Source organism: Salmonella sp. SAL-020 (assembly GCF_017372215.1).
GTDB classification, from domain to species: domain Bacteria; phylum Pseudomonadota; class Gammaproteobacteria; order Enterobacterales; family Enterobacteriaceae; genus Salmonella; species Salmonella enterica.
Map to the genome: position 1 here is coordinate 712,232 of NZ_CP071690.1, position 14,158 is coordinate 726,389.

The window sequence follows — 14,158 nt, forward strand, 5'->3', positions numbered from 1 at the left end:
AATTGCGCCACCTTAATCGACTTCATGCGTTAGCCTAAATGCTCCCCGCCGCACACGCCGTGCACTTCTGCGGTAACGTAACTGGATTCCTGGCTTGCCAGATAGACATACACCGGCGCCAGCTCTGCCGGTTGGCCGGCCCGCTTCATTGGCGTCTGCTGACCAAACTGCGGAATTTTATCCTGGGTTTGACCGCCGGAAATTTGCAGCGCTGTCCAGATAGGGCCAGGCGCGACAATATTCACACGAATTCCTTTTTCCGCCACCTGTTTCGCCAGGCCACGGCTGTAATTGAGGATTGCCGCCTTGGTTGCCGCATAATCCAGCAGGTGCGGACTGGGCTGATACGCCTGGATAGACGACGTCGTGATAATACTGGCGCCTTTTGGCAGCAGCGGAATCGCTTCCTGGGTTATCCAGAACAGGGCAAAAACGTTAACGGCGAAGGTTTGCTGAAATTGCTCGCTGGTCAGATCTTTTATCTCCGGGATTGCCGTCTGTTTACCGGCTACCAGCGCCAGAATGTCCAGCCCGCCCAGCGCTTCACGCGCCTTATGGACCAGCGAACGGGCGAAGGATTCGTCGCTAAGATCGCCTGGCAATAACACCGCTTTACGACCGCACTCCTCAATCAGCGCTTTAACCTGCTGGGCGTCCTCTTCTTCCGCTGGCAGATAGTTGATCGCGACATCTGCGCCTTCACGCGCGTAAGCGATAGCGGCAGCGCGCCCAATCCCGGAGTCGCCCCCTGTCACCAGCGCCTTACGATCTTTAAGGCGACCACTGCCGACATAACTTTTTTCGCCACAGTCAGGAACAGGCGTCATTTTCGCCTGGACGCCGGGCGCCGGCTGTTTTTGCTTAGGATATTCGCCGGTGTAATACTGCGTGGTAGGGTCGTATAGATGAGACATTGAGCTTCTCCCTTCAGGTTGAACACCCTTTAAGCGTAGACACTTTTACTACCGTAAGAGGGAGAATCAGAACGATCCTTATGCTTCGCCCGTATTCACAACAGAGTTAACTAGCCATGAAGGTTATTTTTCTTGCCGTGCGACGGTGGTGACGTTGCGCGTCCGGTAGTCGCCATCGGAAAGCTTACGCGTCAGACGTAAGGTTGCCGTCTCGCGAGCCAGCAGATGCTGCCAGTCACTTTCAAGACGAGACATAATTTTGTCTCGTAATTCAGGATGCTGCTCGATAATAGCATTGATGGTCGCGCCATAAATCTCCTCTTTGACCTGTAACGTATACATCTCTCGTCGGTTTTGCCACTTCAGGCGCACTAACGCCGCCGGTATGGATACCACCTCCTGCGTTACCTTTTCCAGGGTGGCATTTTTACTGGCGATTAGCGCTGCAAGATTTTGCTTTAAGATAAATTCATCACTTTTATGGTTGTCTAAAGCCAAATAAACGTTATTGTCTTCAACTTCTTTCATCTTTATCTTCCAGTGAATAAAATAGCGGCATATTGGTTTCGCGAGTGATTAAATTAAGCCAAATGGCATTACCTTTTTCATTTATCATTGCGGTTTTATCCGCCAGTATTTTACTTAGTGTTTGGGCATCAATATTGCCTTCTGCCTGTAGTGCGTTTATCAGGCGGGCAAACGTTTCAATTTTAGCCACACAATACAGACGTTCTTTAATATGACGGTCGCGTTCTTCAAATAATACGTTTCTGTGTTGCCCGGTTGCGTTAGCGCAAATTAAAATATCGGGCTCGTAATCGCTGAGTTTTGTCTTTCCCTGAGGCAAATTTTTACTGTTTTCTGTGGCTTCAGGGGGCGGCGATGACAGGCGAAAATGAGAGGAAACCAGATGCTCAGGAAGCATGACTAAATATCCTTTACGATCAGTGGTATACTATTTTTAATAGTGTAGGTTTCGTTGACAATAACATGGCGTAATTTTAAAATCAAAAAAAATGGAGCCTGCTATGAACAGTATTTTTTATTCTGTTATTATATTGCTATTACTGACCGGCGCGATACTCTTCCTGATGTGGGAGGTTAATAAAAAACGTCCTGGTGGAAAAATCGTAAATTTAAATCAAACTGAACCCATGACAAAGGAAGAGGGCGAAGATCATTTCTCAGTATTAATGAATTCGATAACGCCGGTATGGTACTGGCGCGTTAACCATGAATATATCGATTTCCTTCATGCAACGATAAAACGAATGACAATGACTGAGTTGAATGAAACGCCTGGATTATTTGACGCACAGCGTCGTTGCAGCGACCTTAACTCTGCCGTTTATAAGTATTACGACAATATTAAGAAGCGTTGTCTGAACGGAGAAAAGGTGCCGTATTCGGATTTGGACGTCCTTAATTTACGCCAGTGTTTTCGCGAGTTCAGTCTTGAAGCCTACCCGGCATTGGTCGCGCTGGTATGGCCGGAATATCAGCGCCCGCAGGTTAACCCGGATGAGATTTAGAGCCTATCCCATTAGGGCTATTTTACTTGCCATTTTGGACCTGGGCAGTGCTCGCCAAAACGCGTTAGCGTTTTGAACGCCGCTAGCGGCGGCCCGAAGGGCGAGCGTAGCGAGTCAAACCTCACGTACTACGTGTACGCTCCGGTTTTTGCGCGCTGTCCGTGTCCAAACTGGCTGCGCCAATAACGCCTGGTGGGATAGGCTCTTAACTGGCATGTTGATCTGATGTTGCATGGTTGAGATATACTGTTGCTGGTTTTAGTTACCTGACAGGTCCCTATGGAACGCTTTCTTGAAAATGTAATGTATGCGTCTCGCTGGCTGCTCGCGCCGGTGTATTTTGGCCTCTCTTTGGCGCTGATCGCTTTAGCGCTAAAATTTTTCCAGGAAATTCTACACGTTCTGCCGAACGTTTTTGCCCTGGCGGAGGCCGATCTGATTCTGGTGCTGTTATCGCTGGTTGATATGACGCTGGTCGGCGGATTGCTGGTGATGGTCATGTTCTCCGGGTATGAGAATTTTGTCTCTCAGCTGGATATCTCTGCGGGCAAGGAGAAGCTGAACTGGCTGGGGAAAATGGATGCGACGTCGCTAAAAAATAAGGTGGCGGCATCGATAGTCGCTATCTCTTCCATTCACCTGTTACGCGTGTTTATGGACGCGAAAAACGTCCCGGATAACAAATTAATGTGGTATGTCATCATCCATCTGACCTTTGTCCTGTCGGCATTCGTTATGGGCTATCTGGACAGATTGACGCGGCATAACCATTGAGCCGCCGTCAACGGCGGGGCAGTCGGGCAAAGGACGCTGAGCCCGGCTGTAAAACAGCGCTTCTTTAACGGCGGATAACCGTCTCCCTGCAGCCTTACGCAATATTTTTACTACATCTATTCATTTACTCAGTAATAAGACTAAAAGATTTTCTCTGTGTTCACAGATATATAACATCTGCGGGTACGTAAACGGCGATAACTGTAAAAAAATGGAGAATGCATTATATATTCTCCGCGCCTTGCCGATAACGAGAGTGCGTCATCATCAGATGACTAATCTCTTATATTCAGCAAGGAAATTCATATGCGTTTGCTGCAAAACTTTACTATTCGTATGGTCATGCTGACGATACTGGGACTTTTTTGTCTACTCTGGTCGGGGGTGGGGTTATACAGCGTCCATGCTTTATCCGAAGTTTCGGAAGGAAATGATATTGACCGGCATCTTGTGCGGCAAATGACGGTGCTAAGCCAGGGTAACGATCAATATTTCCGCTTTGTTACCCGCCTTAGCCGCGCGATGGATGTAAAAATCGGCGGCGGCACGCCCGATTTTGCGCCCGCCCGGCAGTCGCTCGAGAATATGCGTCAGAAGCTGGAGGAGATGAAAGCGCTATCGCCAGGGCCGATGAACCCTGATATCTCAAGGGAGGTCTTGTCCAACTGGCAGGCCTTGCTGGAGAAAGGCGTCGTTCCTCAAATGCAACTGGTGCAGCAAGGATCGCTAACCGCCTGGAGCGAACATGCCAGTACGGTCACGCCCGCACTCAGTCGCGCGTTCGGCGCCAGCGCGGAACGGTTTAGTCATGAAGCTGGCGCCATGCTGGATAACACCCGTGTGATGGTCGATGGTAAAACCTATACCATCCGCATCCTGCTTATCACGGCGGTGATTCTGGGCATTGCTATCCTGATTTTTACCGATCGCTATCTGGTTGCAATGATGGTGAAACCGCTGGAGCGTATCCGTCAGCAGTTTCAGCGTATCGCGCAAGGCGATCTTAGCCAGCCGATTGAAGCGTTGGGGCGTAACTGCGTAGGCCGGTTGGTGCCGCTACTGCGCGCGATGCAGGACAGTTTACGCGAAGCCGTGAGTACGATCCGCGCCGGAAGCGACAATATCTGGCGCGGCGCGACGGAAATTTCTACCGGTAATAACGATCTCTCTTCCCGAACGGAAGAACAGGCCGCCGCGCTGGAAGAAACTGCCGCCAGCATGGAACAGCTTACCGCAACGGTGAAAATGAACGCCGAACACGCTCGCCAGGCGAGTCAGCTTGCGGATGCCGCCTCGCTAACGGCAGGAAAAGGCGGTGAACTGGTTTCCGATGTGGTAGAAACAATGAACGGTATTTCCGCCAGTTCGCAGCAGATCGCGGAAATTACTACCGTAATTAATAGTATTGCTTTCCAGACCAATATTCTGGCCTTGAACGCAGCGGTAGAAGCGGCCAGAGCGGGCGAGCAGGGACGCGGCTTCGCGGTGGTCGCCGGTGAGGTACGTAACCTGGCCAGCCGCAGCGCGGGGGCGGCGAAAGAAATTGAAGCCTTAATTGGCGAATCGGTACGTCGCGTAGCGCAGGGCGCGCAGTTGGTCCAGGAGACCGGCGCGACGATGGACGCCATCCTGCGCGGCGTCACGGAAGTGACGACGATTATGAAACAGATCGCGTCCGCCTCCGAAGAACAGAGTAAAGGTATTTCTCAGGTTGGCGTGGCGATCACGCAAATGGATAGCGTTACGCAACAAAACGCCGCGCTGGTTGAGCAGGTTTCCGCGGCGGCGGCGGCGCTGGAACGGCAGACGGAGGATTTGCAACGCTCCGTACAGCAGTTCCGGCTTTCCGCTAGTGAGCCGCAACAACGCGTAACGGCGAAAGCGGCGCCTGGCGTTCAGAGAATGGCGTCGGCTCCCGCACAGTCTACTGATGAATGGGTTTCCTTCTGATGTGAAGCAAAAAAGCGCGTAATGCGCTGGCCTTCATTTAATCAGTCGCTATATAATTTATTATATAGCGACTAAGGAGGTCAGATGAATAATCATTTTGGGAAAGGGTTAATGGCTGGGTTGCACGCGCCATATGCATATAGCGCGCATCATGCGGTGAATTTCTGTTCTGAGTATAAACGTGGCTTTGTATTGGGTTTTACACACCGTATGTTCGAAAAGACCGGCGATCGTCAACTTAGCGCGTGGGAGGCCGGAATTCTGACGCGTCGCTATGGTCTGGATAAAGAAATGGTGATGGATTTCTTTAAAGAGAATCATTCCGGGATGGCGGTTCGCTTCTTTATGGTCGGTTATCGACTCGAAGGTTGATCCAACAGGGGTATTATCTTGCTTTAATTAATTACACTATCGCCTCTTCCCTTCGTTTTACTGTTCCGTCGAAGTATTATGGCGCACATAACCATAAAAAAAGTGTGGTAAATGGCGTACCGATCGCAATAACTTCTTCGCGAACAGTGCAAAATAAAAGCCAGGTCTTCGTAACGGAATAACTATAAAATGACTGGAGATAATACTCTCATCACTTCTCACGGCATTAACCGTCGTGATTTCATGAAGCTTTGTGCAGCACTGGCCGCTACTATGGGGCTCAGTAGCAAAGCCGCCGCAGAAATGGCAGAATCGGTATCCAATCCACAGCGTCCGCCCGTTATCTGGATTGGCGCTCAGGAGTGTACCGGTTGTACCGAATCACTGCTTCGTGCTACACACCCAACCGTTGAAAACCTCGTTCTGGAGACTATCTCTCTGGAATACCACGAGGTACTTTCCGCCGCATTCGGTCACCAGGTCGAAGAAAACAAACATAACGCTCTGGAGAAGTATAAAGGGCAATATGTTCTGGTGGTGGATGGTTCTATCCCACTAAAAGATAACGGTATCTACTGCATGGTTGCCGGCGAGCCGATCGTGGATCACATCCGCAAAGCCGCTGACGGCGCAGCCGCGATTATCGCTATCGGTTCCTGCTCGGCATGGGGCGGCGTTGCTGCGGCTGGCGTAAACCCAACCGGCGCTGTCAGTCTGCAGGAAGTCTTACCGGGCAAAACGGTTATCAATATTCCAGGTTGTCCGCCAAACCCGCATAACTTCCTGGCGACCGTCGCGCATATCATCACTTACGGCACGCCGCCGAAGCTGGATGCGAAAAATCGTCCAACCTTTGCCTATGGCCGTCTGATTCATGAGCATTGCGAACGTCGTCCACACTTCGACGCAGGCCGTTTTGCCAAAGAATTTGGCGACGAAGGCCACCGTCAGGGCTGGTGTCTCTACCATCTTGGCTGTAAAGGGCCGGAAACCTGGGGCAACTGTTCTACGTTACAGTTCTGTGACGTTGGCGGCGTCTGGCCAGTGGCGATCGGTCATCCTTGCTATGGCTGTAACGAAGAAGGTATCGGCTTCCATAAGGGCATTCACCAGCTTGCTCATGTCGAAAACCAAACTCCGCGTTCAGAGAAACCTGACGTCAATATGAAAGAAGGCGGCAATATCTCTGCGGGCGCTGTCGGTCTGCTTGGCGGCGTAGTCGGTCTGGTTGCCGGCGTCAGCGTGATGGCGGTACGTGAACTGGGGCGTCAGCAAAAGAAAGATAACGCTGACTCACGGGGAGAATAACCGTGAACAGACGTGACTTTATTAAAGCAGCCTCCGGTGGAGCATTGCTGTTGGGCGCCGCGCCGTCTGTCAGCCATGCGGCTGCAGAAAACCGTCCGCCGATTCCAGGTTCGCTGGGTATGCTGTATGACTCCACTCTGTGCGTGGGCTGTCAGGCCTGCGTCACAAAGTGTCAGGATATCAACTTCCCGGCGCGTAACCCGGAAGGGGAGCAGACCTGGTCGAACAACGACAAGCTGTCGCCGTATACCAATAACATTATTCAGGTATGGCGTAGCGGCACGGGCGTGAACAAAGATCAGGAAGAGAACGGCTATGCCTACATCAAGAAACAGTGTATGCACTGCGTTGATCCTAACTGCGTTTCCGTTTGCCCGGTGTCGGCGCTGAAAAAAGATCCGAAAACCGGCATCGTCCACTATGACAAAGATGTCTGCACCGGCTGCCGTTACTGTATGGTCGCCTGTCCGTACAACGTACCTAAGTACGACTACAACAACCCGTTTGGCGCGCTTCACAAGTGTGAGTTGTGTAACCAGAAAGGCGTTGAGCGTCTGGATAAAGGCGGTTTGCCTGGGTGTGTGGAAGTTTGTCCGGCAGGGGCCGTCATTTTCGGTACTCGTGAAGAGCTGATGGCGGAAGCGAAAAAACGTCTGGCCCTCAAACCAGGCAGTGAATATCACTATCCGCGCCAGACGTTGAAAACGGACGACACCTATCTGCATACGGTGCCTAAATACTACCCACACCTCTACGGTGAAAAAGAGGGCGGTGGTACTCAGGTGCTGGTGCTGACAGGCGTTCCTTATGAAGATCTGGATCTGCCGAAGCTGGATGACCTTTCAACCGGAGCGCGCTCCGAGCATGTTCAACACACGCTTTATAAAGGCATGATACTACCCCTGGCTGCGCTGGCGGGCTTAACCGTGCTGGTTCGTCGTAATAGCAAAAACGACCATCACGATGGAGGAGACGATCATGAGTCATGATCCAAAACCGCTGGGCGGAAAAATCATCAGTAAACCGGTCATTATTTTTGGACCGTTAATCGTCCTGTGTATGCTCCTTATCGTGAAGCGTCTGGTCTTCGGGTTGGGCTCCGTTTCCGACCTGAACGGCGGTTTCCCATGGGGCGTCTGGATTGCCTTTGACCTGTTGATCGGCACTGGCTTTGCCTGCGGCGGTTGGGCGTTGGCATGGGCGGTATATGTCTTTAACCGTGGGCAATACCATCCGTTGGTGCGCCCGGCGTTGCTGGCAAGCTTGTTTGGTTACTCGCTGGGCGGCCTGTCGATCACTATCGACGTCGGTCGTTACTGGAACCTGCCGTACTTCTACATTCCAGGTCACTTCAACGTGAACTCGGTACTGTTTGAGACGGCGGTCTGTATGACCATCTACATCGGCGTGATGGCGCTGGAGTTTGCGCCTGCCTTGTTTGAACGTCTGGGCTGGAAAGTGTCGCTCAAGCGTCTGAATAAGGTGATGTTCTTTATTATCGCGCTGGGCGCGCTGTTGCCGACGATGCACCAGTCCTCAATGGGGTCATTGATGATCTCGGCGGGCTATAAAGTGCATCCGCTATGGCAAAGCTATGAAATGCTGCCGCTGTTCTCGGTTCTGACCGCGTTTATCATGGGCTTCTCCATTGTCATATTTGAGGGTTCGCTGGTTCAGGCAGGCCTGAAAGGAAACGGTCCGGATGAGAAAAATTTGTTTGTTAAGCTGACGAATACCATCAGCGTGCTGCTGGCGATTTTCGTCGTCCTGCGCTTTGGCGAACTGATTTATCGCGACAAGCTGTCCTATGCGTTTGCCGGCGATTTTTACTCCGCTATGTTCTGGATTGAAGTCGTCCTGATGGTCTTCCCGTTAGTGGTGCTGCGTGTGGCGAAACTGCGTAATGACTCTCGTATGCTGTACCTGTCGGCGCTGAGCGCGCTGTTGGGCTGCGCGACGTGGCGTCTGACCTATTCGCTGGTGGCATTCAACCCGGGTGGCGGCTACCACTACTTCCCAACTTGGGAAGAATTGTTGATTTCTATTGGTTTTGTGGCTATTGAGATTTGTGCATACATCGTACTCATTCGTCTACTGCCGATACTTCCTCCTTTAAAACAAAACGATCATAATCGTCATGAGGCGAGCAAAGCATGAGCCAGAGAATTACTATTGATCCGGTAACCCGTATTGAGGGTCATTTACGCATTGACTGCGAAATTGAGAACGGCGTCGTATCCAAAGCATGGGCGTCCGGCACCATGTGGCGCGGTATGGAAGAGATCGTGAAGAACCGCGATCCGCGCGATGCGTGGATGATTGTGCAACGTATTTGCGGCGTTTGTACGACAACTCACGCGATCTCCTCCGTTCGTGCGGCGGAAAGCGCGCTGAATATTGATGTTCCCGTCAACGCGCAGTATATCCGTAATATTATTCTGGCGGCGCATACCACCCATGACCACATTGTCCATTTCTACCAGCTCTCTGCGCTGGACTGGGTGGACATTACCTCTGCGCTGAAAGCCGATCCGGAAAAAGCCTCCGCGATGCTGGATGGCGTGTCGAGCTGGCACCTGAACAGCGCGCAAGAGTTCACGAAAGTTCAGAACAAGATCAAGGATCTTGTCGCCAGCGGTCAGCTAGGTATTTTCGCCAATGGCTACTGGGGGCACCCGGCAATGCAGTTACCGCCGGAGGTCAACCTGATTGCGGTCGCCCACTATCTGCAGGCGCTGGAATGTCAGCGTGACGCTAACCGCGTGGTGGCGTTGCTGGGCGGTAAATCGCCGCATATCCAGAACCTGGCGGTCGGTGGGGTGGCGAACCCGATCAATCTCGACAGCATCGGTACGTTGAACCTTGAACGCCTGATGTACATCAAATCGTTTATCGATAAGCTGAGCGATTTTGTCGAGCAGGTGTATAAAGTGGATACCGCAGTCATCGCGGCCTACTATCCGGAATGGCTGGAGCGCGGCAAAGGCGCGGTGAACTACCTGAGCGCGCCGGAATTCCCGACCGACGGTAAAAACGGCAGTTTCCTGTTCCCGGGCGGTTACATTACCAATGCCGATCTGTCGACATACCGTCCGATCACCTCTCACTCCGACGAATTCCTGATTAAAGGTATTCAGGAGAGCGCGAAGCACGCCTGGTACAAAGATGAAGCGCCGCAGGCGCCGTGGGAAGGCACTACGATCCCGGCTTACGACGGTTGGTCGGATGACGGTAAATACTCATGGGTCAAGTCGCCGACATTCTACGGCAAAACCGTCGAAGTCGGGCCGCTGGCGAACATGCTGTGTAAACTGGCTGCAGGTCGTGAATCCACGCAGACCAAGCTCAATGAAATCATTGCGCTTTATCAGAAGCTGACCGGCAAAACGTTGGAAATGGCGCAACTTCACTCTACGCTGGGTCGTATCATCGGGCGTACCGTTCACTGTTGTGAACTGCAAAACATATTGCAGGATCAATACAACGCGCTGATTGTAAATATCGGCAAAGGCGATTACACCACGTTTGTGAAGCCGAACATTCCGGCGACGGGCGAGTTCAAAGGCGTGGGCTTCCTGGAGGCGCCGCGCGGTATGCTGTCTCACTGGATGGTGATTAAAGACGGTATTATCAGTAACTATCAGGCGGTGGTGCCATCGACCTGGAACTCAGGTCCGCGTAACTTCAACGATGACGTGGGGCCGTACGAACAGTCGCTGGTCGGTACGCCGATCGCCGATCCGGCGAAGCCGCTGGAAGTGGTACGTACCATCCACTCCTTCGACCCTTGCATGGCGTGCGCGGTACACGTGGTGGACGCCGATGGCAATGAAGTGGTCTCGGTGAAGGTTTTGTAATGCGGATATTAGTCTTAGGGGTCGGCAATATTTTGCTGACCGATGAAGCCATCGGGGTGCGTATTGTTGAAGCGTTAGAGCAACGATACACCCTGCCGGATTTCGTTGAGATTCTGGATGGTGGTACGGCGGGAATGGAACTTCTTGGCGATATGGCGAGTCGGGATCATTTGATCATTGCCGACGCCATCGTGTCGAAAAAGAACGCGCCGGGAACCATTATGGTACTGCGCGACGATGAAGTTCCGGCGCTGTTCACCAACAAAATCTCCCCCCATCAGCTTGGACTGGCCGACGTATTGTCGGCCCTCCGCTTTACCGGCGAGTTTCCGAAGAAACTGACCCTGGTCGGCGTTATTCCACAGTCGCTGGAACCGCACATCGGCTTAACGCCAACCGTCGAGGCGATGATTGAACCTGCGCTTGAGCAGGTTCTTGCTGCGCTGCGAGAATCCGGCGTCGAAGCAATTCCTAAGGAGACGGCGCATGTCTGAAACGTTTTCCGGATTCGACACGGCGCCCGTCGCCCGGGTTCAGGCGGCGTTTGAAGAGATAGCCCATCGTTCGATGCACGATCTTTCGTTTCTGCATCCGACTATGCCGGTGCATGTCTCTGATTTTACGTTGTTTGAAGGACAATGGACGGGCACGGTAATTACGCCGTGGATGTTAAGCGCATTAATCTTCCCTGGCCCGGACCAGATCTGGCCCGGGCGTACCATCGGTGAAAAACTCGGTCTGCAACTGCCTTATGGCACGATGACCTTTACCGTTGGCGAACTGGAAGGCGTTTCACAATATCTTGCCTGCTCGTTGATGTCGCCGCTTTCCCGTAGCCTGTCGCCGGAAGAGGGCGTCCGGCTGGCGGATGACTGCGCGCGGATGCTGTTATCCCTGCCGGTAAGCAATCCTGATGCGCCGCAGACAAGCCGGCGTGCGTTGCTGTTTGGCCGTCGGAGCTGTGAGAATGCATGAGCTGTCTCTTTGCCAAAGCGCCGTTGAAATTATTCAGCAGCAGGCAGAACAGCACGGCGTGGCGCGCGTCACCGGCGTATGGCTGGAGATAGGCGCGCTTTCGTGCGTTGAAGAGCGCGCGGTTCGTTTCAGCTTTGACATCGCCTGCCAGGGAACTTTAGCGCAAGGGTGCGAATTGCACATCGACTACAGACCGGCCCAGGCCTGGTGCTGGGATTGCAGTCAGGTGGTGGAAATTCTCAGGCATGACGCGCAATGTCCGCGTTGTCATGGCGATCGCCTGCGGGTGGATACCGGCGATTCGTTGAAAGTAAAGAGTATTGAGGTCGAATAACCCGCATTTTATTTCAGGTGGTTAATTATGTGTATTGGCGTCCCCGGTCAGGTGCTGGCCGTCGGAGATGATATTCACCAGCTTGCGCAGGTGGAAGTGTGTGGCATCAAACGTGATGTCAATATTGCTCTGATTTGTGAAGGTAAGCCAGCCGATCTGGTAGGGCAATGGGTATTGGTACACGTTGGTTTTGCGATGAGCATCATTGACGAAGACGAAGCGAAAGCCACGTTAGATGCGCTGCGCCGCATGGAGTACGACATCACCAGCGCGTGATCCCTTAATCACCTCTATTATATCGCTCTATAATCGCTGTATAATTATTTATATATCGATTGTGGGGCGAAACCTATGAATAAATTTTTGCGCCAGCTCTCTCTGCTGGCGTTGCTTTTTTGCTGGCCGTTAATGTCACAGGCGGCGCGTACTTTTACCGATCAACTTGGCCGCCAGGTCACGGTTCCCGACACCGTCGACAGAGTGGTGGTGCTCCAGCATCAAACGCTCAATCTCCTTGTACAGATGAATGCCACTGACAAAATCGTTGGGGTCATGGCGAACTGGAAACAGCAATTAGGCGACGGCTATGCGCGTCTGGCGCCGGAACTGGCGCAAAAAGCCTCGCTGGGCGATCTAACGCACGTTGATCCTGAAAAACTGGTGGCGCTGCGCCCGCAGGTGGTGTTTGTCACGAATTACGCTCCGCAGGAGATGATCGACAAAATCAGCCGTCTTGGCATTCCGGTGGTGGCGATTTCGCTGCGCCATGATGTTGCTGGCGAGCGGGCTAAAATGAACCCGACCCTGGCCGATGAAGAGCAGGCTTATAATCGCGGGCTGCGTGAAGGAATAACGCTGATTGGCGATATCGTCAATAAACCGCAGGAGGCGAAAGCGCTGATTGAGGCGATGGATAAAGGTCGCAAGATGGTCAGCGACCGTTTGCAGTCGGTTCCTGAAAATGAGCGGGTTCGCGCTTATATGGCGAATCCGGAGCTGACCACCTACGGTTCCGGTAAATACACCGGTCTGATGATGGCCCATGCGGGGGCGCTGAATGTAGCGGCATCCTCGGTGAAAGGCTTTAAGCAGGTGACAATGGAGCAGGTGATCGCCTGGGATCCACAGGTAATCTTTGTCCAGAATCGCTATCCAAAGGTCGTCAATGAGATCCTGCACAATCCCCAGTGGCAGGTCATTGACGCGGTGAAGCATCATCGGGTTTACCTGATGCCGGATTATGCCAAAGCCTGGGGATATCCGATGCCGGAGGCGGTGGGAATCGGCGAACTGTGGATGGCGAAAAAACTCTATCCGGAAAAATTCCACGATATTGACATGCAAAAGGCCGCTAACGACTGGTATCAACGTTTTTACCGTACTGACTATCAGGGCGTACAGTGATGCGAATACTGGCTGCGGGGAGCTTGCGCGTCGTCTGGCCGCAGCTAATGGCGGCATTTCAGGCGGATGCGGTATGTGATTTCGGTCCGGCGGGGCTGTTACGTGAACGCATCGAAGCGGGCGAAGCGTGCGACTTTTTTGCTTCGGCGAACCTGGCGCATCCGCAGGCGCTGCTGGAAAGCGGGCGGGCGCTGCGGGTCGCGCCTTTTACGACGAACCGTTTGTGCCTGAGCGTGCGGGCACAGGCGATGCGTGAAGGCGAGGACTGGCTGTCGCTATTAACCCGGCGGGATCTGCGGATCGGCACCTCAACAGCAGGTTGCGATCCTTCCGGCGATTATACGCAGCAGCTTTTTTCGCGGATGGGCAAGGAGGGCGAAGCGGTCCGAAAACGCGCGGTAGCGCTGGTTGGCGGCAGGCAGACTTTGCCGTTACCGGCGGGCCGGCTGGCTGCGGAATGGCTCATCAATCATGATTACACCGATATCTTTATCGGCTATGCCAGCTATGCTCCCAGGCTACGGCAGGTTAATTCGCTGCGAGTGGTTGATATCCCGGAACCTTATAATCCCGTGGCTGAATATGGCTTTGCCTGCCTGAGCGAGCAGGGAAAAACGCTTGCCGACTTTTTACTGTCAGCACGGGCGAGGTTGATTCTCATGCAACATGGGTTTAGTGAAGCGCCGAATATGACACACTCGCAGAACTGATAAGCGAAGCGTCAGCAGGGAATACCAT

At 52.8% G+C, this 14,158-nt stretch carries 17 protein-coding genes; 14 read left to right on the forward strand and 3 right to left on the reverse strand.

Annotated features, from left to right (window positions below; translation table 11 throughout):
- Positions 1 to 29: 29 nt before the first annotated feature.
- The 3 genes from J1G48_RS03410 to J1G48_RS03420 all read right to left on the reverse strand — a co-directional run bounded on the left by J1G48_RS03410 (position 30) and on the right by J1G48_RS03420 (position 1,839).
- A complete protein-coding gene (locus J1G48_RS03410; protein ID WP_000019032.1) occupies positions 30 to 914 on the reverse strand; it encodes an SDR family oxidoreductase in 885 nt (294 codons plus the stop codon).
- A gap of 123 nt (positions 915 to 1,037) precedes the next feature.
- The gene (locus J1G48_RS03415; protein WP_000665661.1) at positions 1,038 to 1,442 is read right to left on the reverse strand and encodes a hypothetical protein; all 405 of its coding nucleotides are present in this window, start codon (positions 1,440 to 1,442) and stop codon (positions 1,038 to 1,040) included.
- Positions 1,429 to 1,839 carry a hypothetical protein gene (locus J1G48_RS03420; RefSeq protein ID WP_000936450.1) on the reverse strand — a complete coding sequence of 137 codons (411 nt, stop codon included), beginning with the start codon at positions 1,837 to 1,839 and terminating at the stop codon, positions 1,429 to 1,431. Before J1G48_RS03420 ends, J1G48_RS03415 begins: the two co-directional genes overlap by 14 nt.
- 103 nt (positions 1,840 to 1,942) lie before the next feature.
- Here J1G48_RS03420 and J1G48_RS03425 point away from each other — a divergent pair, with 103 nt between their 5' ends.
- From J1G48_RS03425 to J1G48_RS03490, 14 genes are all read left to right on the forward strand, one after another.
- Positions 1,943 to 2,446 (forward strand): hypothetical protein, encoded by a 504-nt coding sequence (locus tag J1G48_RS03425; RefSeq protein WP_001519110.1) that lies wholly within the window; start codon positions 1,943 to 1,945, stop codon positions 2,444 to 2,446.
- A gap of 279 nt (positions 2,447 to 2,725) precedes the next feature.
- The gene (locus J1G48_RS03430; RefSeq protein WP_000439335.1) at positions 2,726 to 3,220 is read left to right on the forward strand and encodes a TIGR00645 family protein; all 495 of its coding nucleotides are present in this window, start codon (positions 2,726 to 2,728) and stop codon (positions 3,218 to 3,220) included.
- Between the two features lie 306 nt (positions 3,221 to 3,526).
- Positions 3,527 to 5,170 (forward strand): methyl-accepting chemotaxis protein, encoded by a 1,644-nt coding sequence (locus tag J1G48_RS03435; RefSeq protein ID WP_001238438.1) that lies wholly within the window; start codon positions 3,527 to 3,529, stop codon positions 5,168 to 5,170.
- Between the two features lie 84 nt (positions 5,171 to 5,254).
- Positions 5,255 to 5,542, forward strand: a complete 288-nt coding sequence (locus tag J1G48_RS03440; protein ID WP_001059120.1) for a DUF2623 family protein — start codon at positions 5,255 to 5,257, stop codon at positions 5,540 to 5,542.
- A gap of 189 nt (positions 5,543 to 5,731) precedes the next feature.
- On the forward strand, positions 5,732 to 6,850 hold the full coding sequence (hybO, locus tag J1G48_RS03445; protein ID WP_000145429.1) for a hydrogenase 2 small subunit: 1,119 nt from the start codon (positions 5,732 to 5,734) through the stop codon (positions 6,848 to 6,850).
- Positions 6,851 to 6,852: 2 nt separating this feature from the next.
- Positions 6,853 to 7,839 (forward strand): hydrogenase 2 operon protein HybA, encoded by a 987-nt coding sequence (gene hybA, locus J1G48_RS03450; protein ID WP_001081721.1) that lies wholly within the window; start codon positions 6,853 to 6,855, stop codon positions 7,837 to 7,839.
- On the forward strand, positions 7,829 to 9,007 hold the full coding sequence (gene hybB / locus J1G48_RS03455) for a Ni/Fe-hydrogenase cytochrome b subunit (protein ID WP_000017678.1): 1,179 nt from the start codon (positions 7,829 to 7,831) through the stop codon (positions 9,005 to 9,007). The genes hybA and hybB overlap by 11 nt, the downstream gene beginning before the upstream one ends.
- On the forward strand, positions 9,004 to 10,707 hold the full coding sequence (gene hybC / locus J1G48_RS03460) for a hydrogenase 2 large subunit (protein ID WP_000083044.1): 1,704 nt from the start codon (positions 9,004 to 9,006) through the stop codon (positions 10,705 to 10,707). Before hybB ends, hybC begins: the two co-directional genes overlap by 4 nt.
- Positions 10,707 to 11,201, forward strand: a complete 495-nt coding sequence (locus J1G48_RS03465; protein ID WP_001221962.1) for a HyaD/HybD family hydrogenase maturation endopeptidase — start codon at positions 10,707 to 10,709, stop codon at positions 11,199 to 11,201. The genes hybC and J1G48_RS03465 overlap by 1 nt, the downstream gene beginning before the upstream one ends.
- On the forward strand, positions 11,194 to 11,682 hold the full coding sequence (gene hybE / locus J1G48_RS03470) for a hydrogenase-2 assembly chaperone (RefSeq protein WP_000004950.1): 489 nt from the start codon (positions 11,194 to 11,196) through the stop codon (positions 11,680 to 11,682). The genes J1G48_RS03465 and hybE overlap by 8 nt, the downstream gene beginning before the upstream one ends.
- The gene (gene hypA, locus J1G48_RS03475) at positions 11,675 to 12,016 is read left to right on the forward strand and encodes a hydrogenase maturation nickel metallochaperone HypA (protein ID WP_000544946.1); all 342 of its coding nucleotides are present in this window, start codon (positions 11,675 to 11,677) and stop codon (positions 12,014 to 12,016) included. Before hybE ends, hypA begins: the two co-directional genes overlap by 8 nt.
- Positions 12,017 to 12,043: 27 nt before the next feature.
- Complete coding sequence (gene hybG / locus J1G48_RS03480; protein WP_000334889.1) at positions 12,044 to 12,292, forward strand: hydrogenase maturation factor HybG; 249 nt, start codon at positions 12,044 to 12,046, stop codon at positions 12,290 to 12,292.
- Positions 12,293 to 12,367: 75 nt separating this feature from the next.
- Positions 12,368 to 13,420, forward strand: a complete 1,053-nt coding sequence (locus J1G48_RS03485) for an ABC transporter substrate-binding protein (RefSeq protein ID WP_001032020.1) — start codon at positions 12,368 to 12,370, stop codon at positions 13,418 to 13,420.
- The gene (locus J1G48_RS03490) at positions 13,420 to 14,130 is read left to right on the forward strand and encodes a molybdate ABC transporter substrate-binding protein (protein ID WP_001220943.1); all 711 of its coding nucleotides are present in this window, start codon (positions 13,420 to 13,422) and stop codon (positions 14,128 to 14,130) included. The genes J1G48_RS03485 and J1G48_RS03490 overlap by 1 nt, the downstream gene beginning before the upstream one ends.
- Positions 14,131 to 14,158 lie beyond the last annotated feature (28 nt).